Origin of the sequence: Mesorhizobium silamurunense, from assembly GCF_014843825.1 — a bacterium.
Taxonomy (GTDB): Bacteria; Pseudomonadota; Alphaproteobacteria; order Rhizobiales; family Rhizobiaceae; genus Mesorhizobium; species Mesorhizobium silamurunense.
The window spans coordinates 1-20292 of the sequence record NZ_JHQR01000179.1 but is presented as its reverse complement, the minus strand read 5'-3'; the positions used below and the strand labels follow the sequence as shown (position 1 = coordinate 20292).

The 20292-nt window shown below is 64.1% G+C and carries 17 protein-coding genes; 4 read left to right on the top strand and 13 right to left on the bottom strand.

Annotated features, from left to right (window positions below; all coding sequences use genetic code 11):
* The 3 genes from DH10_RS20245 to DH10_RS20235 all read right to left on the bottom strand — a co-directional run.
* Positions 1-1063, bottom strand: a 1063-nt coding sequence (locus tag DH10_RS20245) for an ABC transporter substrate-binding protein (protein ID WP_192385259.1), incomplete at its 3' end; no start/stop codon positions are given.
* A 14-nt stretch (positions 1064-1077) separates the two neighbouring features.
* Positions 1078-2238, bottom strand: coding sequence for a CaiB/BaiF CoA transferase family protein (locus DH10_RS20240; protein WP_192254848.1), 1161 nt, complete (start codon positions 2236-2238; stop codon positions 1078-1080).
* Positions 2235-2786 carry a MaoC family dehydratase gene (locus DH10_RS20235; RefSeq protein WP_192254846.1) on the bottom strand — a complete coding sequence of 184 codons (552 nt, stop codon included), beginning with the start codon at positions 2784-2786 and terminating at the stop codon, positions 2235-2237. Before DH10_RS20235 ends, DH10_RS20240 begins: the two co-directional genes overlap by 4 nt.
* Before the next feature lie 545 nt (positions 2787-3331).
* Between DH10_RS20235 and DH10_RS20230 the strand changes: the two genes are divergently transcribed.
* Positions 3332-4216, top strand: coding sequence for a hypothetical protein (locus DH10_RS20230; protein ID WP_246506449.1), 885 nt, complete (start codon positions 3332-3334; stop codon positions 4214-4216).
* Between the two features lie 42 nt (positions 4217-4258).
* On the opposite strand, the gene DH10_RS20225 is transcribed toward DH10_RS20230, so the two are convergent.
* The 3 genes from DH10_RS20225 to DH10_RS20215 all read right to left on the bottom strand — a co-directional run bounded on the left by DH10_RS20225 (position 4259) and on the right by DH10_RS20215 (position 9134).
* Entirely contained in the window at positions 4259-5782 is a 1524-nt protein-coding gene (locus DH10_RS20225; protein WP_192254844.1) for a hypothetical protein, read from the bottom strand.
* A 65-nt stretch (positions 5783-5847) separates the two neighbouring features.
* Positions 5848-6957 (bottom strand): glycoside hydrolase family 5 protein, encoded by a 1110-nt coding sequence (locus DH10_RS20220; protein WP_192254842.1) that lies wholly within the window; start codon positions 6955-6957, stop codon positions 5848-5850.
* Positions 6958-6977: 20 nt separating this feature from the next.
* Positions 6978-9134 carry a GumC family protein gene (locus tag DH10_RS20215; RefSeq protein WP_192254840.1) on the bottom strand — a complete coding sequence of 719 codons (2157 nt, stop codon included), beginning with the start codon at positions 9132-9134 and terminating at the stop codon, positions 6978-6980.
* Between the two features lie 240 nt (positions 9135-9374).
* Between DH10_RS20215 and DH10_RS20210 the strand changes: the two genes are divergently transcribed.
* Entirely contained in the window at positions 9375-10787 is a 1413-nt protein-coding gene (locus DH10_RS20210) for a lipopolysaccharide biosynthesis protein (RefSeq protein ID WP_192254838.1), read from the top strand.
* Positions 10784-11878, top strand: a complete 1095-nt coding sequence (locus DH10_RS20205) for a glycosyltransferase family 4 protein (RefSeq protein WP_192254836.1) — start codon at positions 10784-10786, stop codon at positions 11876-11878. Before DH10_RS20210 ends, DH10_RS20205 begins: the two co-directional genes overlap by 4 nt.
* A gap of 209 nt (positions 11879-12087) precedes the next feature.
* On the opposite strand, the gene DH10_RS20200 is transcribed toward DH10_RS20205, so the two are convergent.
* The gene (locus DH10_RS20200) at positions 12088-13548 is read right to left on the bottom strand and encodes a glucosamine inositolphosphorylceramide transferase family protein (protein WP_192254834.1); all 1461 of its coding nucleotides are present in this window, start codon (positions 13546-13548) and stop codon (positions 12088-12090) included.
* Between the two features lie 281 nt (positions 13549-13829).
* On the opposite strand from DH10_RS20200, the gene DH10_RS20195 reads away from it, so the two are divergent.
* Positions 13830-14987, top strand: coding sequence for a GNAT family N-acetyltransferase (locus DH10_RS20195; protein WP_192254832.1), 1158 nt, complete (start codon positions 13830-13832; stop codon positions 14985-14987).
* 129 nt (positions 14988-15116) lie between these two features.
* Here the strand turns inward: DH10_RS20195 and DH10_RS20190 are convergent, their stop codons facing one another.
* The 6 genes from DH10_RS20190 to DH10_RS20170 all read right to left on the bottom strand — a co-directional run.
* Positions 15117-16343 (bottom strand): FAD-dependent oxidoreductase, encoded by a 1227-nt coding sequence (locus DH10_RS20190; RefSeq protein ID WP_192254830.1) that lies wholly within the window; start codon positions 16341-16343, stop codon positions 15117-15119.
* Positions 16340-17140 (bottom strand): WecB/TagA/CpsF family glycosyltransferase, encoded by an 801-nt coding sequence (locus DH10_RS20185; protein WP_376774905.1) that lies wholly within the window; start codon positions 17138-17140, stop codon positions 16340-16342. The genes DH10_RS20190 and DH10_RS20185 overlap by 4 nt, the downstream gene beginning before the upstream one ends.
* 553 nt (positions 17141-17693) lie before the next feature.
* Positions 17694-18527, bottom strand: a complete 834-nt coding sequence (locus tag DH10_RS20180; protein WP_246506446.1) for a mannonate dehydratase — start codon at positions 18525-18527, stop codon at positions 17694-17696.
* A gap of 9 nt (positions 18528-18536) precedes the next feature.
* Positions 18537-18809: a hypothetical protein gene (locus tag DH10_RS37110; protein WP_246506444.1), complete on the bottom strand. Its 273-nt coding sequence runs from the start codon at positions 18807-18809 to the stop codon at positions 18537-18539.
* Between the two features lie 4 nt (positions 18810-18813).
* Positions 18814-19599 (bottom strand): SDR family NAD(P)-dependent oxidoreductase, encoded by a 786-nt coding sequence (locus tag DH10_RS20175; protein ID WP_192254828.1) that lies wholly within the window; start codon positions 19597-19599, stop codon positions 18814-18816.
* A 13-nt stretch (positions 19600-19612) separates the two neighbouring features.
* A partial coding sequence (locus DH10_RS20170) for a FadR/GntR family transcriptional regulator (RefSeq protein ID WP_192385258.1) occupies positions 19613-20292 on the bottom strand: 680 nt, incomplete at its 5' end.

The window sequence follows — 20292 nt, the reverse complement described above, 5'->3', positions numbered from 1 at the left end:
GTGCGTCCTGCCTGCCGGCCAGACCATCGTTGAGGCGGTCGGAGGCGGCCTGCTGGAATGCCATGTAGCCGTCGTGGCGCGGGCGCACCCAGGCGCCTTCCAGCGTTGCCCGCGTGGCGCGATAGAAGTCGCCTGTCGCGGCGTTGACGGCCTCGTCCTCCCAGGCGGCGGCATGGCCGGGCTGGCCGCCAGCGGCGGCATAGGGGCCGCGCTGCACATCGCCGCTGGCGATCCAGTAGGCGAAGTCGGTCGCTTCCTTGCTGGCGGCGGAGAAGGCCGACACGGCGATGCCTGTGCCGCCGAGGGCGGAGCCGATCGGGCCATTGCCGCCCACGGACGGCATGTCGCAAAAGAAAAGCCGGTTCGGGCGGAATCCGCCTGTCGCATAGGGCACGTAGCCGTAGATCAGCGGCGCGCAGGCGATGCGCGAGATGGGCTCGGCCATCTTTTCGAACACCGCGATCGGGTCCATCGTCAGGCATTCGGGGTCGACGAGCGCCGCGATCTCACGCAGCATTTCGACGACGGTTTCGCCGGTCTCGGCATCGATCAGATCGCCCGATCCTTCGACGGCACATGGCCGGCCGAGATCGGCGGCAAGCGTGAAGAAGCACATCAGCGAGTGCGGCGGCCTGAGCGGCAGGAGCACGCGGCCCTGCTCAGCAAGCTCCAGCACCTCGGTCCAGATCGTCGGCGCGGCCTCGATCAGGTCGGGTCGCCAGGCCTGCACCTGGGTCGCGGCATCGATCGGAAAAGCCCATTGCCGCCCCTGCCAGGTGTAGCTTGGGAAGGATCGGCCGACGCTTGCCTTCGCGAGCGCCTCGCGCTCCTTCTCGCGGCCCGGCACGTCGAGAGGCGCCAGACATTTTTCGCCGGTGATCTGGCCGACATGCGGATGATCGATGACGATCAAGTCATAGGCGCGGGCAAGTTCCTCAACCGGGAAGGATTCGAAATCCTGCAGCGAGCGCTTCTCCCATTCGATCGAAACGCCGGTCTTTTCCTGCCAAAGCCTGGAGCAGGCCACCATCGGATCGTAGCCGCGCGGATGGTTCCAGGTCATACCCTTGAGCGCGGTCACAGACCAAACTCCGCGCGGATTTTTGCACTGTGCTCGCCGACGCGCGGCGCTGCCCGATCGACTTTGGCGCGCACGCCGTCGACCCTCAGCGGCGACCGGGTGGTGTGGATCGCAACACCGTCCTCGCGCGTCACGGTTTGCAACAGGTCGAGCGCCCTGAAGCCGTCGCTCTCCAGCACCTCCTTCCAGTTCAGGATCTTCGCGCACCAGATGTCGGCGGGCTCGAGGATCGCCAGCCATTCGTCGACCGGCTTCTGCGCGATGCGTTGCGCGATGATCGCCTTGATCTCGTCGCGCGCCGTGAACCAGGTCGACGGCTGGTCGCGGTAGGGTGCCAGCGCCTCGATCTCGAGCAGGTCGGCCAGTTTCGGGATCGGCGTCATGGCGATCGCCAGGAAACCGTCCTTCGCCGGATAGACGCCGTAGGGCGCCGCCAGATAGGCGTGGGCGCTGCGGAAGGACGAGCGGCGCGGCAGCCGTCGGCCGTCGTTGAGGTGGGTCGTCAGCACCTCGAACTGGAAATCGATCAGCGCCTCGAACAGGCTGGTTTCGACATGGCCGCCTTGGCCGGTGATGCCGCGCCGGACAAGTGCTGCGAGGATGCCTTGCGCGCAGGCGGCACCCGCCAGCATGTCGGCGATCGCCAGGCCGAACGGCACCGGACCCTGATCCTCGTCACCGTTCAGCCACATCACGCCAGAGCGCGCCTGGGCAAGCAAGTCCTGGCCCGGACGCTTCACCCACGGGCCTTCCTCGCCATAGCCGCTGATCGAGGCGTAGACCAGGCGCGGGTTGAGCGTGCGCACATGCTCATAGTCGAGGCCGAGCCGCTCGATGACGCCGGGCCGGAAATTCTGGATCAGCACATCGGCTTTCGCGAGCAGCCCGCGCAACGCTTGCAGGTCGTCCTCGTTCTTCAGGTCGACGGCAAAACTTTCCTTGGCCCGGTTGATGGCGTGGAAGATGGTGGAATCGCCGCCGATCTCGGTGTCGCTGAGATAGAGCCGGCGCGACAGGTCGCCGCCATCGGGCCGCTCGATCTTGATGACGCGGGCGCCGAGATCGAGCAGCCTCAGCGAGCAGTAAGGTCCCGACAGGAACTGGCTCATGTCGACAACGACAAGGCCGGACAGCGGCAGGTCGGCGGCCATGATCATTTCTCCGTCTTGCCGGCGAAGTCGGCCGGGTTCTTGTATTTCACGGTTTGCAAGTGCTCGCAGTAGAGCACCAGCTCGCCTTCGCCCTTGAACACTTCGTAGCTGGCGCGGATCAGCCCCATGTCCTTGTAGCGGGGCCGCTTCTCCATGTTGGTGCGGATCGAATAGATGGTGTCGCCGATGAAGACCGGCTTGATGAAGCGGAGCTTGTCGTAGCCGTAGGAAAAGGCGTTGACGCAATTGGTGGCGACGAGTCCAAGCCCGGCGGAGAAGACGAACGCGCCCGCTACCAGACGCTTGCCGAAAATGCCTTCGCGCTCGGCGAACATCTGGTCCTGCACATAGGGGTGGATATCGAGCACCAGGGTGTTGAAGAGATGGCAGTCGCCTTCGGCCATGGTGCGCCGGAGCGAGCGGATCTTCTGGCCGACCGGCCAATCCTCATAGAACCAGTTTTCGGCGTTCCACACCGGCAGCTCGGCGTGATCGGCCGGCATGTCGGAAGGGCGTGTCGAAGCGACGCCGACGGTGGGCGGGAAGCTGGTCATTATCCTGTTCGTCCGCTGCCGGAGAATGGGCCGCGCCATCCGGACAAGGCCGGAGCCAGACGCGGTCGATCCTCCCCAAATCTTCTCTTGTGAAGATTATATTCACATATGAGATTTCGGTACAAGCGGGGCCGGGTAGAAATTTTGTCCGTCGGGCCGAACCGGCTTGCTCGGCTGCGCGAAGCTCAGCGAAGGCCCCGGTCCCTCCTCGGGTCGACTGCAGTCGGGCTCCGGCGCCAGGGTGCAGGCCGTTGCGCCGGCGCGTGAAGCTTGGTCGCGAAGGGCCTGCCTTCGGGCAATCCAGGAAACCGTGCGACGGTTCTGTCCAGAAATCACGCAGGAAGAAACATCGGTTAATTCTGCAACTCTTAACCGCTGGAAAGGTTGTAAAGCTTGGCCTGATGGTTGTACGCAAGGGGCGCGATACGGCATCGCCGAATACGGCCAATAAAATTCGCGTCGATGGCCGTGTAATTCGTTAGTAATCGATCGTCAGGATAATACGGACCTCGACCATATTGTGTGCCTTTTTTCTTGAGTCGACCATGGCGGTTCTCGGTGCATTTCCTCCCGGTGTCGGCTGCCGACCCTTCGACGAGGAAGATTGGGCAGGCGTGGCGGACTGCCTGCACAGGGGCTTTCCGGAACGCAGCCACGGCTATTGGATAGAGGCGCTGACCCGCCTGTCACGGCGGCCCGCGGTCGCCGATTTTCCGCGCTATGGTTTCGTCCTCGAGAAGTCGGGCCGGGTCGTCGGCGCCGTGCTTACGCTCTATGCCAGGCACAGGAGTGTGGACGGCGACGAAATCCGCTGCAATCTATCGAGTTGGTCCGTGGATGCGGAGTTCCGACCTTATGCCAGCAGGATGATCGCGACGGTCATCATGCGCAAGGACGTGGTCTACACCAATATTTCGCCATCGCCGGGGACAGTGAGGCTCAACAAGGCATTCGGGTTTCGCCTGTTTTCCGGTGGACAGGTCGCCTTCTTTCCCGTCCTGAACGCGATGCTGCGCCCGGACCGCGTGCTGGATGCCCGTGCGGACCTCGCCGAAATGGCTGAGCTCACCGACAATGAAAGATACATACTGCTCGAGCATGCCGCGCTGGGCTGCCTGTCGCTGATCTGCATCTGCGACGGCTTGGCGTTGCCCCTTGTGCTGAAGCCGCGCCGGATATTGCATGGTCTCATTCCGTGCTGCCAGGTCGTCTACTGCCGCTCCCACGCGGATCTGGTCCGTTGCGCCGGGGCCGTGGGGCGCTTTCTCCTGCGGCGCGGGCAGCTGGTTTGCCTCGTCGATGCGATGGCCCCGGTTCCCGGTCTGTCCGGCAGGTATTTTCCGAAGAAGGGCATCAAGTATTTCAAGGGCCCGAAATCGCCTTCGCCGGGAGACCTGACGTTCACCGAGATGGTGCTGTTCGGTTCCTGAACGAAGTCGCGAAGCTGGCCTTGAATCCAGCCGATCCGATACTCAGCCCGCTGCTTCGGCTCTTGCAGCCGCGGCCATGCGCCAGCGTGTTCCCAGCGAGACGCCCACGAGCAAAAGGCAGAAGGCGAGGGCGAGAGGGGAGTAAAACGCCTCCTCCTGCAGCACCGCGTTGGCCGATATGGTAACGATGCCGACAAAGCAGAACAGGAAATCCGGGTCGCCGGTTTGGATAAGCTGGCGCCGCAATGCCACGGCCAGCGCCGCCAGGAAGCCGAAGAAGACGAGGCTGCCTACGCCCATCTGGTAAAGCATGACACCGACCGCGCTCTCGACCGGCACGGAGGCGGCACCCTCGGCCTGAGCGGTTTGCCAGTTGAGATTGATGCTGGTGCTCGACAGGTTGCCGCCGAGACCCAGTCCTTGGCCTAGCGGGTTAGCCAGGAAGTCGCGCATGCCGGCAATCAGGCCGAGGACGTGATAGTCGCCATGCGTGGCGCCATAGGCGATCGCCGCGGTCGTCCAGACCACGGCCAGGGCCATCACGGCCAGGAGCGCCAGACCGGCGCGGGAAGGGCGGTAGATGAGCCGCGCGGCAATCGCGACGAAGAGCGTGAAGGTCGCTCCCTTGGAGCCGATGACGAGCAGCAGCGGCAAGGCCGCGAGAGGCAGCAACCATCGTCCCTTGAAGAGGAGCCAGGCCGAAATGATGCTCAAGGCGTAAGCGTAGCTGATCGGATGGAAGTTCGGCCCGCCGATGCGGAAGACGCTGGGCAGGATGTCTTTGAACAGCGGCGTGTTGAAGAAGGTCGTGGTCATCACGTCCTCGATCCCGCGGTAAACGAAACCCGTTTCCTGGAGCGCCTTTTCCCACACGCCGGTCTCGACCTGCCGCGATATGCTGCGCTCGACATATTGGTCACCATGGAAGAGGCCGAGGAAATCCATCGTGAAGGTCAGTTCCGCATAACCATAGACGATCGCGCCGGCGCCGAGCCAGAGCATGCTCTTGCGCAGGTCGACGGGATAGAGGCTGGCGGCGAGGACCGCGACGTGAAAGCAGGCAAGCGGCGTGACCGTATTGCGGAAATAGACGACCGCGTCCTTCGGGCCGCCATGCACGACGCCGAGCGCGAAATAGAAGCAAACCGTTCCGCATAGCACCATGCTCAGCAGCAGCCACGGGCGCAATTCGGTCAGCGCGCGGACGCGGTACTGAAACGAGGCAGCCAGGAAGATGCCGAACGCGGTCATCAGGATGATGAAGTTGGTGCCGCGCAGCGCGTCGAACGTGTCGTTGTCGGGAATGTATGGGGTGAACCAGGCGACCACGAGGTTCTGGTAGAGGAAGGCGCAGATGATCAGCACGGGCACGCCCGAAGGCATTGCGTTCGCAATCATCAGCGTCAGCACGAAGGTCGCGGCTACCCCGAACGGGGTCCACACGGCAAAGGAGGAGACCGCGAGCGCAACGACAAGCAAGGCCGTGCCGACATGCAGCCGGGCTTCGGGCGTATCGCGGCGCGGCGCGCCTAGTTGGGCAGGCGAATAGGCCTGCGTCATGCTCATCGCTGGCCCGCTCCGGTCATTGCTTGCCCCAGCAAGCGTTTATGGCGCCTGTCGTCCACGTCCCGCTAACCTCCGAGCAGCGCGGCAATCATCGCGCCGTCGAACCCTTCGATGCTCTGCCTGCTCCTGATGAAGCCGAAACCCTGATCGAGTTCCCAGTAGGTCCATGCGACATGGTTCGCTTCCGCCGCCTTGCGCACGGCGCGCACCCAGGACGCGCGGCTTTCGACATCCACGCAGAAATTGAGCACACCGAATTCGTTGAGCATAACCGGACAGCCGTGGGTCGTGGACCAGCGCGCCAGACCGCCAAAATCCTGGGCGATCCGCGCCTCCGTCCAAGGCGCCGACAACTCGTCCTCAACGAGCTTGGCGGCCTCTTCGTCGCCCGCCGCGCGCAATTTGGAAAGCAGCCGGTTCACCGACGCCGTTTCCTTGCTTGCGGGAAAGGGCAGGTTTGCAATACGGGCGAGCGGCGAGGCATCCCAGTTCTCGCACTGATGGGTAAATGCCATGGGCGCGTAGTAGTGAACGGCGGCAATCTGATTGTCGTCGGCGAGCGGCGGCGTGTCGGCGATTTCCCAGATGCCCTGAAACCGTGCCGGTCCCCAGACCAGCGTGTGGAGCGGACAGCTTGCTCGCAGCGTCGCGGCGATCTGCTCCCGCAACGCCAGCCAGTTGGTCTGTTCCATCGGTGGCTCGTTCAGCAGCTCCGGATAGACCGATTGCGCCGGCAGATCGGCAACGACGACGCGCAGGGCCGTCCAGGCCTGAAGCACCTTTTCGCCCGCGGCTTCGGGATCGTTTCGGAAAGCCGCCACCAGCTCGCCCGAGGGATGCATGTCGAGGAGGACCGAAAAGCCGAAGCCGACAAGGTCCCTGATCCCGTTCTGGATGCGGCGAAGCGTTGCCGGGTCGCCGCTGGAGACGAAATCGGCGTTTACCGGCAGCCGGATCGTTTCGAACCCCGATTGGCGCAGCTTTTCAAGCGTGGCCGCGGCGGGAGCAGACCCACCGTCGCGATCGAGCCATCCCGGAAGGTTGAAGCCACGCGATGGTACACGGGCATCGGCCGCCGCCAGCGCGGCGGACCGTGGCAGAGGGGAGGTGGCGAGAACGGCTCCGGCGGCAAGAACCAGCGCATGCCGCCGCGACACGTTGGGCGGCCATGTCATCGGTCCACCGCCTCCACTGTCTATCCCCGGGCGGCGCTGCGGCGCTGTTCGCCGGCCGCTCGCGGTCCGTCGGTCGCCCCGGCCGGCTTCGCGCTGTCCGGAGCGACGACAAGAGTGGCGCTGCGGCCGATCTGGCCGGCGCCGAATTTTTGCGCGAGCAGCCTGGCGGCTTCCGAAGGTTGCTCGGACTGGCCGAGTGCCAGAAGCGCAAGGTCGGCTTTGGCGAAAAGTTCCGGATTCCAGCCGTTCTCATTGAACGAAGGCGCGATCACGAGCACGAAATCGAACGCGCTCCCTGCCTCGGCCAGAATGCCGGGGAAGGTGCTGCGATCCACAACGCCGGGACCTTTCTCCGTCACGGAGCTGCACACGACCGTCTGCAGGCCGGTCGCGCCATCGATGAACAATCCGGCTCCGTCTGTCGTCGAGTTGGACAGATGATCGCCGATTTCCACTATCAGCACATTCTGATCGGCCCGTTGCATGCCGATCCCCAGCATCGCGCCTGCGATCCGTGCCTCGAAACTGCTGCGGATCGAAGACACGAGGATGACAAAGGGTTTGCCATGGTCGTTGAGGTGCAGGACCATCTGCCGCATGATCTTCAACACGTCGAGCGACAGCGTTTCGTTTCCGGTCTGGAACAGCTGCTTCCTGATCGCCTTGATGTTGGAATAGGCGGTCCCGCCGGCGACGCCGGGCAGACGGTATTCGCCGAAATTGGCCGGCATCGGCAATGGCCGGGGGCTGGCAGGCGAGCCTTCCTTGCGGTCCGCGACCGGCTCCGACGCGACATCCTTCGGTGCCAGCGGATCCTCTTGCGGCCGCGGGAGCGGACCAAGCGCCAGAGCGAGGCCGCATCCGGCGAGGAGCCCCAGAACCGCGCTCACCAAGAGAAGCAGGACCGGCTTCGGCCATGTCGGCTGTACAGGCGGCGATGCCACGCCGATCTTGCGCGCCTCGGAGGTCTGCACGCCCTGCATCTGCGACGTTTCCTGCGCGCGCTTGAGGTAGTCATCGAGCACCGCGCGGGTCGCCTGGGCCTTCGATTCCAGCTGCCTGAGCTGCACCTGCGCGACGTTCGAGTTCGTCGACTGCTGGCGCAGGGCTTCGAGTTTGTCCTGCAGCTTCCCGACATTCTGCACGGCAAGGTCGTAGCTGGCCTTCAACTGCTGCCTTATGCGATCCGCCTCGGCGGCCATCAGCCGCTTCAACCGCTCCAGCTCGGACTGAAGCCGTCCGATGGTCGGGTGACGCGGCCCGTACATGGTCTGCAGGCTGGCAAGCTCGGTGGCGCGCTGGTTGTAGTCGTCGCGCAATTTGATGGCCGAGGTGGAGGTAAGAACGTCCGCAAGCTTGGCGAGACCGGCCGGCGAATTTCCCGCAGCCAGCGCCTGGTTGTAGCGGTCCTTGGCCTGATCGGCGTCGCCCTGGGCGGCGATCAGCTGCGACGTGAGCTGATCGAGCTGCGACTGCAGCGTGCCGCCATCCGTCGAATTCACAATATTATGTTTCGTCTTGAAATCCTCGACCGCCCGCTCGGCGACGCTGACGTCCTTCTGCAAGCCGGAGATCCTGTCCGTGAGCAGCGTATTCACGTCGCTGTTGGCGGTCTCGCGTTCTCCCACGAGACCTGCCCGGTACTGGTCGACGATGGCATTGGCGATGCGCGCGGCCTTTTCCGGCGACGGCGACGTGAAGCTGACATTGATGACGTAGGTCAGCCCTTCGCGCTCCACCGACACCTTGCCCTGGAAGCGCTTGAAGGCAGCGTCCTGCGACGAGGTCGCGCCGACTCCGAACAGCGACAACAGGTGCGACGTCAGGCCGACGCCGGAGAATTCGGGATCGCTGTCGAGCTTCTGGCTTTTGAAGACGGCGCCGAGCAGGTCAGGCGACTGGATGACGAAGACCTGGCTGGCGATGGCGGCGCTGTCGGAGCCGATCCCCGGAAGCACGTTGTTGAAATTGGTCGCGCGCGTGTCGCGGGGGTCGATCAGTATCGAGGCCGTCGCCGTATAGCTCGGTTTGGTCACCGCAAGATAGGATAGCGCCAACAGCAATGCCGCGCCGGCGATGGCAAGCACCATCAAGCGACGCGCCCAAAGAATGGCCCATACGGCACCTATGTCGAACAGCGGCGGAAGAGTGCGCTCGTCGATCCTGGCTGGCTTCATCAATGTTCCTCGTTGAGAGCCGCGACCTCACGACCTCACTCGTCTCCACATTATTAAGGATTATCGTTAGCCATCCGTTAAGGGTGGTGGCGTGACGATGCGTTCGGCGCGGGCGGTGCCGGTAACCATGCGAAGCGTTCGCGCTGGCGCGATTGCGGCATTTTGCTTATGCAGGATCGGGTTTTGAGCGTCGTCGTAGGTGCGGGGTAGGCCCATCGCCGATCGTCTCAGGAGGCGACGTTGAAGGACAATACAGGGAACCGCGAGGCCGCCCCGGGGGCAGCGGCCAGCCCGGCGACCGACATGCGCATGTCGATCACGGCGCTTGCCAGGAGTGGCGCCGTTGCCGGCATCATCAAGCTTGCCAGCGCGGGCCTGTCCTTCCTGATGTTCGTGGCCGTGGCCATGGTGACGAACGAACGCGAGTTCGGCCTTTACAGCGCCACCTATGCCGGCGCGAGCCTGGTTTCTTTCTTCGCTTCGGTAGGCCAGCAGAGCACCGTGCTCAGGTTCTGGCCCCAATATGCCGGGTTGGGCGATCTCGGCTCGGCTCACGCGCTGATGGCGCGCGCTATTCTCGTGGCGCTGGCCGGGCTTATCGGCACCAGCATGCTCATGATCGTGGTAGGATTCGTGCCCTTCATCGGCAGGGGAACGCCGGAATGGCTGCCGCTGTGCGTGGCGGCCGCGGTGCTGTCGTTCTCGCTCGGCTGGTCGGAGTTTACCTCCGGCGCTTTCAGGGCCAAGAACGCGCTGATATCCGGCCTGTTGCCGCGGGACATCATTTGGCGCGCGGCGACAATTGCCGCCGTTGCGGCGCTGCACCTCATGCATGTGAAGATCGATGCGGTCGCCGCGACATATCTGACGGCACTGCTGCTCATCCTTTCGGTCGTCCCGCAAACAATTGTCCTGGTGCGCGACACGGCGCGTGCCGATCGCGGCGGTCTCACGGAAGGGCAAAAGCAGGAATTCAAGACCGTGACGCTCGGCCTGTGGGGCGTCACCTCGCTGCCACCCGCTCTCGGCCAGGTAAGCACGCTGCTCGTGGCGATGATCCTGGGGCCCGAGGCAGCAGGCGCGATCTTCGTGGCGGACCGGACCACGCGCTTCGTGACCCTTGCCCTCAACGGCATCAACCAGGCGCTGGCGCCGCAGATATCGGGGGCCTTCTACAGCGGCGACAGGGCCCACGTTCAGCGCATCACCAGCCTCGCCGCGCTTGGCGGCTCGGTCATCGCGCTGTGCGTGCTGGCATCCTTCTGGATATTCGGCAACTTCATCCTGTCGATCTTCAATCCGGCCTATGCGACGCCGACCATGAGGGCGACGCTCGTCATCTTTGGCATAGGCGCGACTTTCGGCACCGCCTGCGGCCCGATCGAAATCCTGCTGCAGCTGACCGGTCTCCAGCACGCGCTGTTCAAGGTGCTTGTCGTCGTCAACGTCGTCGGGCTCTGCGTGACCGCGGTGGCAACCTATTACCTCGGGCCTGTGGGCGCTGCGCTCAGCATTGCCGGAACCGTCATCGCCTGGACGGCGTTCGGGGTGTTGATCGCCCGGCGCAGAATCGGCATCAACCCATCGATCCTCGGCTTGTCTTTTGACCGGATCGGTCTCGTGCCCCACCTGCTCCTGAGAGGGCGCACGTGAAGATCATCCAGGTGCAGACCCAGGCTGAAGCCGCGGGCGCGCAACGTATCTCCGACATGGTGGGCGAAGGATTGCGGGCGCGCGGGCACGCGGTGCGCACGGTCTTCATGTATCGCAAGACCGATGCCTATGACCGCGATCCCAATGCGGATTTCATCCTGACGGAACGCCCGCGCGGATTGCCCGGGCAAATCCGGGCGACCATAGGGCTGACGCAATATCTGCGCGCGGCACGTCCCGATGCGGTGATTACCTATCAGCACTATGGCAACATCTTCGGCACGATCGGGGCCCGGCTGGCCGGCGTCAAGCACATCGTCGCAAACCAGAGCGGCGCCCCGCACAGCAAGGGCGTCATGGGTCTGCTGTCCCAGATCGACAAGCTGATGGGCATGGTCGGCCTTTACCAGGCCAATGTCGTCAATTCCGGCTGGACCGAAGCGCAGTTCGATCGTTATCCGCAATCCTATCGGGGGCGTCTCCACCGCATCGATCACGGCGTTCCCTCACCTGATGAGGAATTCGACAAGGCTGCGGCACGTGCCGCCTTTGGCCTGCCGCAGAACGTACCGCTGGCCGTCTCGTCCGGCCGGCTGACGCGCATGAAGAACCAGATTGCGCTAGTCGGGGCGCTCGATCGATTGCCCGACGTCCATCTGGCGCTCGCCGGCGCCGGGCCGGAGCGCGAGGCGCTCGTCGCCTTTGCCGAAAGCCGCGGCGTCGCCGACCGGCTGCATCTCGTCGGCGAGATTGCGCCGGCGCGCATCTTCGAATTTCTTGCGGCCGGCGACGCCTACGCGTCTGCCTCGATGACCGAGACCTTCGGCCTCGCCTGCGTCGAAGCGGCCATTTCGGGGCTGCCGGTCGTTGCGAGCAACCTCGACGTCATGCGAGAGGTGCTGACCGCGGAGGACGGCTCACCTGCCGCGCTGTTCGTCGAGGCCGACGCCGCCGGCATGGCCAGGGGACTTGGCGATCTGTTCGCGCGGCCGGAATTCAAGGCCAGGCTTTCGGCGGCCGGACGGCGGCTGCGGGACAAATATTCGCCGGCCAGGATGTGCGCAGGCTACGAGGCGCTACTTCTTGCCTGAGAGCCCATTTGGAAACTCTACTCCTACGGCCATCTGCAGGCGTTCTCTGCGCTTCCGGCCTTCGCCGGCCGAAGCACTCATGAGTGATCGTGGCAGTTAAGGCTACGGCCGGCGTAGGCCGGTGCTCACGTATTCAAGGTACGCTCCGCTCCGGTTCTCGAAAGACACCTTCATATGACTCGCAGAGCGAGTTTCGAAACGGTCTCTGGCTACTTCCGCGCGGCGGCGATCCCGTCGATCACCTCCAGGCGGCCCGCCCGGTTGAGCGTGTGGATCTTCGGATAGGGCCAGTCGCCGGCGGCATCGATCGGCCGGGGCGCCGACAGCCGCACCGCATGCTGGTTGAGTTCCAGCAGTTCGGACAAGCCCAGCCCGCCGCCATAACCCAGCGTCCCGTCCTGGACGGGAAGAAGCACGCGGCCCTCGCGGTCGCGGACGAAGGCTCCGCCGGGGCGGGCCATGCGAAGGTCGATCAGGATCGGGTTCACCGGATGCGGCCGCCACGGGCCAGCGAGCGCGGGAGCCGAGAAAACCACCAGCGTGTCGGAAGAGCTTCCATGACCGTCCCGATCCGTGGCGAACAGCCAGAGCATGCCTTCATGATCGAACAAGGTGGCATCGGAAATCTCGCCCTCGACCAGCACCGTCTCAGGACTCCAACGGTCCGGGAAGTCCGAGGCGCGGTAGAGCATGAGCCTGCCGCCGGCGCTCGCCTCCGGCAGCATCCAGATCGCGCCGTCGCGCTCGAACACTTGCGGGTAGGAGAGGTGGTGGGCTTCCTCCAACACGACCCGAGGCTTTTCAGGAACGCCGCTTGAATCAAACGGAACAACGGAGATGACGGCCTTCCCGGTCGCGTGCGGATAATCCTCGACGAACACGAAGGGCCGGCCCTGCCACCAGAAGGGGAACGGGTCAGCATAGAAATGATCGCCCGGGTCCGGCAGCACCGACCAGTCGGTGCCGAGCTTGCCCATGTCGGCGACGCCCGGCGCATCGGTAAAGCGATAGCCGACACGCCAATGCGCGTGGCGGAAGCGTGCGCGCCGAAGCGCTTCCCGGCCGAGCCGCGGAAGCGCTGCGCCGAGATAGGCGGATGTGAACCGGCCTCGCTCGCCACGCCCCCGGATTTCAGCAACTGTCTCCGGTGGCAGCCGGTCCGCGGCGAACGCGCGAGTGAGCGACTGGACCAGAGTGATGGCGCGGGCGAACACGTCCTCGGTGCCGAGCGCCGTGGATTCGCGCTTGTCGACCATCGGTCGCGCCTGGCCCACCACCTTCTTCCTGTCGAGCACGGCCTCGATCACCGGCAGCCTGCCGGCCGCGACGGCAATTGCTGCCTGGAGATCGGCGCTGGATCCGTCGAAGCGAAGGCCGATGGTCGGAACATTCGACAGGGCCGCATCGCCGGCAAGATCGAGCCTCAGCGCGGCAGGGCGGTTGCCGGGCCGGGCCTGGATCGCTTGCACCGCGGAGCCGAGAAGGGGCCCTCGCCGGCGGAAAAGACGTTGCTCGAACCGGAAGGCGGCCTTTGCCGCGGCCGGCCAGCTTGCGGGCCCGGGCTGATGCAGAACGGCGACATCGTGGCCGTCCGCCTCCAGCCGCTCGATGGCGACCTGCTGCCAATGGCGGGGCGCCGATTGCGGAACGATGACCTCGATCGCCAGCATGTCTTGCGCGACTATGTCCTGTTCGGATTTCCAACAATGAGGAACGAGAGACTGGCCGAAAATGCTTACATCGAGGTTACGTGCGAAGTTCGACTTCGCCTGCCAGGGGAATTTCCTGCCTTGCGATACCGAACCGGTCTTTCGGCGGACGCGCCTGATCCCTGTGCAACGCAACATTAGCATTTTGCGCATATACCAAGATTCCAACAATCCCGGCGATCGATCTTGACCTGAGACGCAAGACGTCGTCGATAAGCCGCAGCCCCGCCGGTTCGGATCACATGTTTGAAGTCACTGCCGAGGATGCGTTCGATTTCCGTTCGAAGGAATACGCCGAGCTCTTCGCCAGTTCGGCGGCGACGGCTTTTCAGCATCCGATTTGGCTCGCGCAACTGGATGAGAGGCTCGTGCGGCAAGGCGCCGCCACGCCATTGGTCATCGTCGTTCGCGTGCGTGCGAGCGGAAAGCTCGCGATGGTCCTGCCTCTGGTGAGGCGCCGGTACACGCTGCTGAAGGTCGTTGAATTCGCGGACATGCGGGTTTCGGATTATGTCTCGCCGGTCGCCGACGAGGAAACTTTCTCCCGCATCCTTGCCGACGACCGCACGGTCGCCGCCATTCGCAAGTATCTGCAGCCATACGATCTCCTGCGCATCGGCAAGCTGGCGGACCGCTCCTTGGCGATGGAGCGCCTGCTTGGCGTCGACAAGCGCGACAGCATGGGCATGAGCGCCTATTCCAGCAAGCTGGAGCCGACATTCGCCGGCTGGCGCGAGCATCGGCTGGACCAGTCCTATCGCAAGGAACTCGACAAGAAATCCCGGCAGCTCAACCGGATGGGCGAGGCGCGTTTCGAATGCGTCGACGGCCCGGCCGCCATCAGCACGACATTCGATGCCCTCAAGCTCTATCGCGGCAAACGCTTCGACGGCAGCAACGGCCCCGCCGATCTTTTGCAACTGCCCTCGTATTTCGATTTCTATCTGGCCGTTGCCAACGAAGGATGCGGCGGCTTCGCCCGCACCTACGCATTCTGGATGAACGGCCGGCCGATCGCCGGCGCGCTCGGGCTTGAGCACCGCGGCTCGCTGCTGGTCATTCTCGGCGGCTTCGACGAGGCCGGCTACAGGAAGCAGTCGATCGGCAGCCTGATGTTCGAGCAGATCGCCCGCGACTGCATCGAGCGCGGCGATCACCATCTCGATTTCACCATCGGCGACGAGCCCTACAAGCGCGTCTTCGGCGGCCGGCCTTCACCGATGTGGCAAATCTACCGGGCGGGGAGTCCGCTCGGCTATGCGGCACATCTGACGGTGGAGAAAATGCCGGCAGCCAAGGTGCTGGCGCGGCGTATCCTGGAGGCGGCGCATGTCAGGAAGGCCAAGCCTTCTGCCGTTATGGTGCAGCCGGCCCCCGATGAGGCCGCAGAGTCGTCCTGACATCTGAAAGATTGAAGCGCACCGAATCCCTGACCCGCTTCAAAATACTCGTTGCTGGTCCCAAACCGGGCCGCGCAGGTCGATGCAAGGACGGCCTTCGACCGCTATGAGCCGGCCGATCGGCCGCGATCAGGTGACGGCTTCCACCGTCGGCCGTTTGAGACCGCGCAGCCTGGCGGCAAAGCTCGGGCTGAACTTGTCGATCTCATGCAGGATGCGGCGGCGGCTGAAGTGAGCCTGCCGGCGCGCGCGCCAGCGCAGGTCGGTGTCGATGGTCAGGCTGCGGCGGAAACTCGCCAGCTCGAGCCCCCGCTCATCCATCGCCAGCTTCATGGGATCATCATAGAAGGCGGCGATCTTTGCCGCCGCCATGCCGGGCGAGGCCATCCATTGCGGCACGTGCACCATGCACAGGCGCTCCACATCGGTAAGCAGCCGGCTGACCCCTGTTCCGGCGGCCGGACAGGACGTCTGGTAAGCGTCTCCGATCAGGACTACGCCGTCGCGCTTGCAATTTTCGGCGACGGTGATGTCGGTGACCCAGCTCGAGACACGGTCGATGACCTCGAAGTCGCCGAATGTCTTGAGAAGTCCGGGAAGCGTTTCGACGAGCGTTTCGCGAGGGCGGTCGCGCAGCGCCTTGACCCAGGGGTCGGTGTGCTCCCGGAAGACAAAGAGATTGGCGCGGGTAACACCGCCGGCCGGGAAAAAGTTCAGGTAGTCGATCCCGTCGGAGACGCGTTCGCCGTAATAGGTCAGTGCCGGATGCTTGAAGGCACTTGCGTCCGCCGGCCGGACATTGAACCCGAAAGTCAGCGATTGCCGCTGGTGGACGAACCGGCGCTCGATGCCAACGTCACGCCGCAGGATGTCCCCCATGCCTGTGGCGAGCACAAGGAGGCGAGCCGTCACATCCGGCTGCCCGATGATCGACACACGCTGCCGCTCTGGCCCGGCCTCCACCGCGCTCACCCTGCCGGCGACGAAGCGTACGGTCTTGGGCAGTTCGGCCCGCATCGCCGCGACGAGGTCGTCGTAGAAGATGCCGTAGTGACGGGCGCGCGTGCGGTCGAGCACCCGCCCCTTGCGCACGTTGACGATCTCGTCGAATGCCGCGGCCGCCGCGGAAAGGCTGTCCAGGAGACCGATCCGGCGCAGTTTGTCGATCTGGTCGCCGGCGATCTTCTCGACGCGGAACTCGTGCGGAAAAACGGGGTGGCGGTCGATCAGCGTGACGCGGTAGCCCGACCGGCCGAGCAAGGTCGCGGCAAGCGTCCCGGAGAGCCCGCCGCCGACGATGGCGATCTCCGTATCGGTTCCCGCCGGCAGCGGACGAAGTGAATGTTCGGCGGTCATTGCGAATACCTCAGGAGAGCATAGAGGGCGCGGGGATTGGTGGTGAAATAGCGCCAGAAGAGCCGGCGCGGCTCCATCAGCATGCGCCACAGCCATTCGAAGCCGGCCTTCTGGACCCAGAACGGCGCACGCCGGACCTTGCCGGCGATATGATCGAAGAGTCCCCCGGAGGTCTTGATCACGCCGACATTCGAGAGTCGCGACGCAAAATCGCGGACAAAAATCTGCTCGCGCGGAACGCCGAGACCCAGCCACAATATGTCCGGCGCAAGCGCGTTGATCTCATCGAGCTTCTTCTCGAGCGCGTCGCCGGTGAGATAGCCGTGGCTGTGGCCGACGATGCGCAGGCGCGGATAACGGGCCCTGATGGCGGCAACGGCCTTGGCGTTCCCGGCCTCCGTCGATCCCAGCAGATAGAAGGTCGCCGCTTCGTTTTCGGCTAGCTTTGCCACGTCGTGGAACAGATCGGTGGTGGCCACCCGTTCCGGCAGCGGCGTGCGGCACAAAAGGCGCGAGGCAAGGACAAGCGGCTGGCCGTCGGCGAAGATCTGGTCGGCCTGACGGAAGAGTGCGGCTATCTCGGGCTTCGCGCGAGCCTGGGCGATGACCTCGCCGTTGGCGGAGGTGAAGTAATACGGACGGCTGCCATGGCGGTGTTGCCGCGCAGCGGCGATCATCAGCCGGGCGGCGCCTTGCCGGTCGATCACGGTGACGGGCAGCCCGCCAAGCTGCACCGTCGGCAGTGCAGGCAGGTCTTGCCGGGAAGGCGCTGCTTCCAGCTTCGCCACGGCGCTCACGCCCGGGTGCCCGGTCGAAGTCTGATGCTGCAACCGGGGAAAACGGGAGGTCTCATGGTTTGCGGGCGTCAAAGGTTGGCTGGAATGGAGCGGATCCGATCCGCTGGTCGTAACGCAGTCTTGTTCAAAATCTCTTTTTGAAGTTTCTAAAACTTTTCGCATAGGAGAAGTCGCCCCATTCTCCGATATTCAAACTACCCCCTTCATGGGCACCATACGTAAAAAAATCAAAAAGTTAAGTGATATGTTAATAGTTAGTTAATATGTAAAATTTGAATTGAAATATAAATTAATTGAATTCTTCTGAGCCTAACTACAACTTGCTTTTTGTCGGTTTCACGTTGCATTTTCCAGAAGAGTTGCAATGCGGCGGTCGCTGGCTGGCGGTTGATTGTGATCGGGCGCGCGGATTAGGACGAGGCGGCTCTGCTGGTCCCCATCAGACGATTGATGCGGTATCCGCGGGAGGATTGCTGCTGCACAGCAGCCGCGCGCCTGCGGATACCTGTCACATGATGCCGAACGTCGGCATAGAGGCGCGTCGATTTAGTCCTCAGGCTTCTACCCGGATGTTGGCGGCTTGGGCGGTGCGGGAAGGTCCCAGCGCCGCGGCGTTCTGGACCAGCGCGCGCATATAGCCGAGCGCGAAGGCCTTTCCTGCATGCCATGGCGCATCGCAGGACATTTCCGGAGTATGGTCGGGGATGATGACGCCGTCATAGTTTTCGTCGCGCAGGATGCGAACGATTTCGGCCATGTCGATGTCGCCGTCGTCGACGAAGGTCTCGTGATAGTTCGGGACCTTGCCGCGCACGTTGCGGAAATGGATGTAGCCGATCCGCTTTCTTCGGGCAAAGCGCCGGACATGCCCGTAAATCTCGTCGGCGCCCGGCATCTCCTGCAGCGAGCCGAGGCAGAGCTCCAGCCCGTTGGACGACGAATCGACGATGTCCATCAGCCGGTCGTATTTCTCCGGCCGGTTGACGAGCCGCGCCGTGCCGCGCAGCGCTTCGGCCGGCGGGTCGTCGGGATGCGCTGCGAGCACCACGCCGGATTCTTCGGCCACCGGAACGACTTCCCGCAGGAAGGCGCTAAGCCGCTGCCAAAGCTCGTCGCTGCTCACCGTCACCGGGCTGGCGTCCGGCCGGCCAACGCGGTAGCGCATGTTCCAGACGACGCCGTCGGGGAGGGGCAGATCGGGATCGATGGCCGCAAGGTCGAGCCCTATCGACATGGCCTCGCCGCGCGCGAACGGCCCGCGCGACCAGCCCCAGACGCCGGCGATGGAGAAGTTATAGCCGATGCGGGGGATGCCGGCGCGCCCGGCGTCACGGACCAGACGCTTCAAGCCTTCGATCTGCTTGGCCCGATCGGGACCGTCGAGCAAGACATCGGATCAGAAACGCGGCGAAAAATTCTCGATCGCGGCGATTTCCAGCCCGTTGTCGCGCACGGTCTTCACCAGGCCGGCCAAGTCCGCATAGTCCCAGAGCTCATCGGTGGAGCAATCGCCCCAGCCTTCCTTCTCGCTGCCGGCGGACAGCGAAGGATCGCGCCCGCGAAAATATTTGGTGAGGTGCGCAACGATATGCGTGGCGCCTGCCTGACGGGCAAAGCGGAAATTGTCCTGAGTCAGCGATTCCCGGTAAAGGCCAAGACCGATCTTCATCACTTTACTTGACGCCTATGCCGGCGGTCAGGCCGCCGTCTATTTTGTAGTCCGCGCCGGTGCAGAAGCTCGCCTTGGAGGAGCACAAAAAGGCGATGAGCTCCGCCACTTCCTCCGGTTCGCCGATGCGGCCAAGCGGATGCGCCGCGCCGAAGCGCCTGTAGGCTTCCTCGACGTCGGCATCGCTGCCGTTTTCGCCGCGCGCGGCCTTCTCCAGGATCGGCGTGCGGATCGAGCCCGGGCTGACCGAATTGACCCGGATGCCGGCCGCCGCGTAGTCGAGCGCCAGCGACCGCGTCAGCGTGTGGATGGCGCCCTTGGTCGTGGCATAGGCGGCGACGTTCTGCTGACAGGCGAAGCCTTGCACCGAGGCGACATTGACGATGGCGCCGCCGCCGCGGCGGATCATTTGCGGGATGCCGAAATGGGCGGTCAGATAGATTGAGCCGACATTGACCGTCATCGCCTTGTTCCAGGTTTCCCAGTCAGTCGTCGTCGCGGTTCCATAGGGATGGACCGCCGCCGAATTGACGATCACGTCGAGGCCGCCGAAACGCTCGACTCCGGCGGCTACGGCGTCTCGAACCTGGTCGGAAACGGAGACGTCGATGTCGACAACCAGCACGCCGGCCTCGGAGCTTTGCAGCTTCGCTCTCAACGCGGCATTGGCCGCGCGGTCGATGCCGCAGGCAACGATCGCCGCACCCCCGGCAGCAAGGCGCATAGCGGTTGCCAGACCAATCCCGGTCGTCCCGGTCACCAGCGCGACCTTGCCGTCAAAATCCGTCATTGCGGGAACTCCTTCAGTCACTGTCGGAAGCCGGTTCTTCCGGCAGGAATCGCAGGGCGAAATCGAGATGGCGGCTCATCAGATAGGCGTAGGCCAGCCTGTCGCGTGCGCGAAGTGCGGCAATGATCTCGCCATGCGCGGCGCGTGTGTCGGCCAGCACCGGGCGCATTTCCTTGCCGATGGTCATGATCCGCAGGATCACCGGGGAAAGGAAGGAATACATGTCGGTCAGCATACGATTGTCCGCCAGCCCGATCAGCGCCATGTGAAAATTGAAATCGTTCTTAGCGGCCTCTTCGATCGAGCGGCTCTCGACGATCCGGGCATTGATTTCGTCGAGCGCCTCGATCTGCTCGTTCGTGGCATTGAGCACGATGTGGTCGCCGATGCCGACTTCAATGATGCGCCTGAAGCCCTGGATGTCGGCGAAGGACGAGCGTGAGACATCCATATGCGCGGCAAAGAAGTTCTGGATGGCGATGCTCTGCCCGTCGGCCAGGACGGCGCCGACGCGGGGCTTGGGCTCGATCAGCCCGTAAGTCCGGATGGTGCGCAACGCCTCGCGCACCGTGTTGCGGCTGGCGCCGGTGATCTCGCTGAGCTCGCGCTCCGTCGGCAGCACGTCGCCGACATTCAGATGCCGCGTGCGGATGAGGTCGAGGATCCGCCCGGCCGCGGCGTCGACCGCCGAGC

Coding starts and splice junctions, on each gene's coding strand:
- DH10_RS20240 (WP_192254848.1), bottom strand. CDS start 2,238: ATGATCATGGCCGCCGACCTGCCGCTGTCCGGCCTTGTCGTTGTCGAC.
- DH10_RS20235 (WP_192254846.1), bottom strand. CDS start 2,786: ATGACCAGCTTCCCGCCCACCGTCGGCGTCGCTTCGACACGCCCTTCC.
- DH10_RS20230 (WP_246506449.1), top strand. CDS start 3,332: ATGGCGGTTCTCGGTGCATTTCCTCCCGGTGTCGGCTGCCGACCCTTC.
- DH10_RS20225 (WP_192254844.1), bottom strand. CDS start 5,782: ATGAGCATGACGCAGGCCTATTCGCCTGCCCAACTAGGCGCGCCGCGC.
- DH10_RS20220 (WP_192254842.1), bottom strand. CDS start 6,957: ATGACATGGCCGCCCAACGTGTCGCGGCGGCATGCGCTGGTTCTTGCC.
- DH10_RS20215 (WP_192254840.1), bottom strand. CDS start 9,134: ATGAAGCCAGCCAGGATCGACGAGCGCACTCTTCCGCCGCTGTTCGAC.
- DH10_RS20200 (WP_192254834.1), bottom strand. CDS start 13,548: ATGCTGGCGATCGAGGTCATCGTTCCGCAATCGGCGCCCCGCCATTGG.
- DH10_RS20195 (WP_192254832.1), top strand. CDS start 13,830: ATGTTTGAAGTCACTGCCGAGGATGCGTTCGATTTCCGTTCGAAGGAA.
- DH10_RS20190 (WP_192254830.1), bottom strand. CDS start 16,343: ATGACCGCCGAACATTCACTTCGTCCGCTGCCGGCGGGAACCGATACG.
- DH10_RS37110 (WP_246506444.1), bottom strand. CDS start 18,809: ATGAAGATCGGTCTTGGCCTTTACCGGGAATCGCTGACTCAGGACAAT.
- DH10_RS20175 (WP_192254828.1), bottom strand. CDS start 19,599: ATGACGGATTTTGACGGCAAGGTCGCGCTGGTGACCGGGACGACCGGG.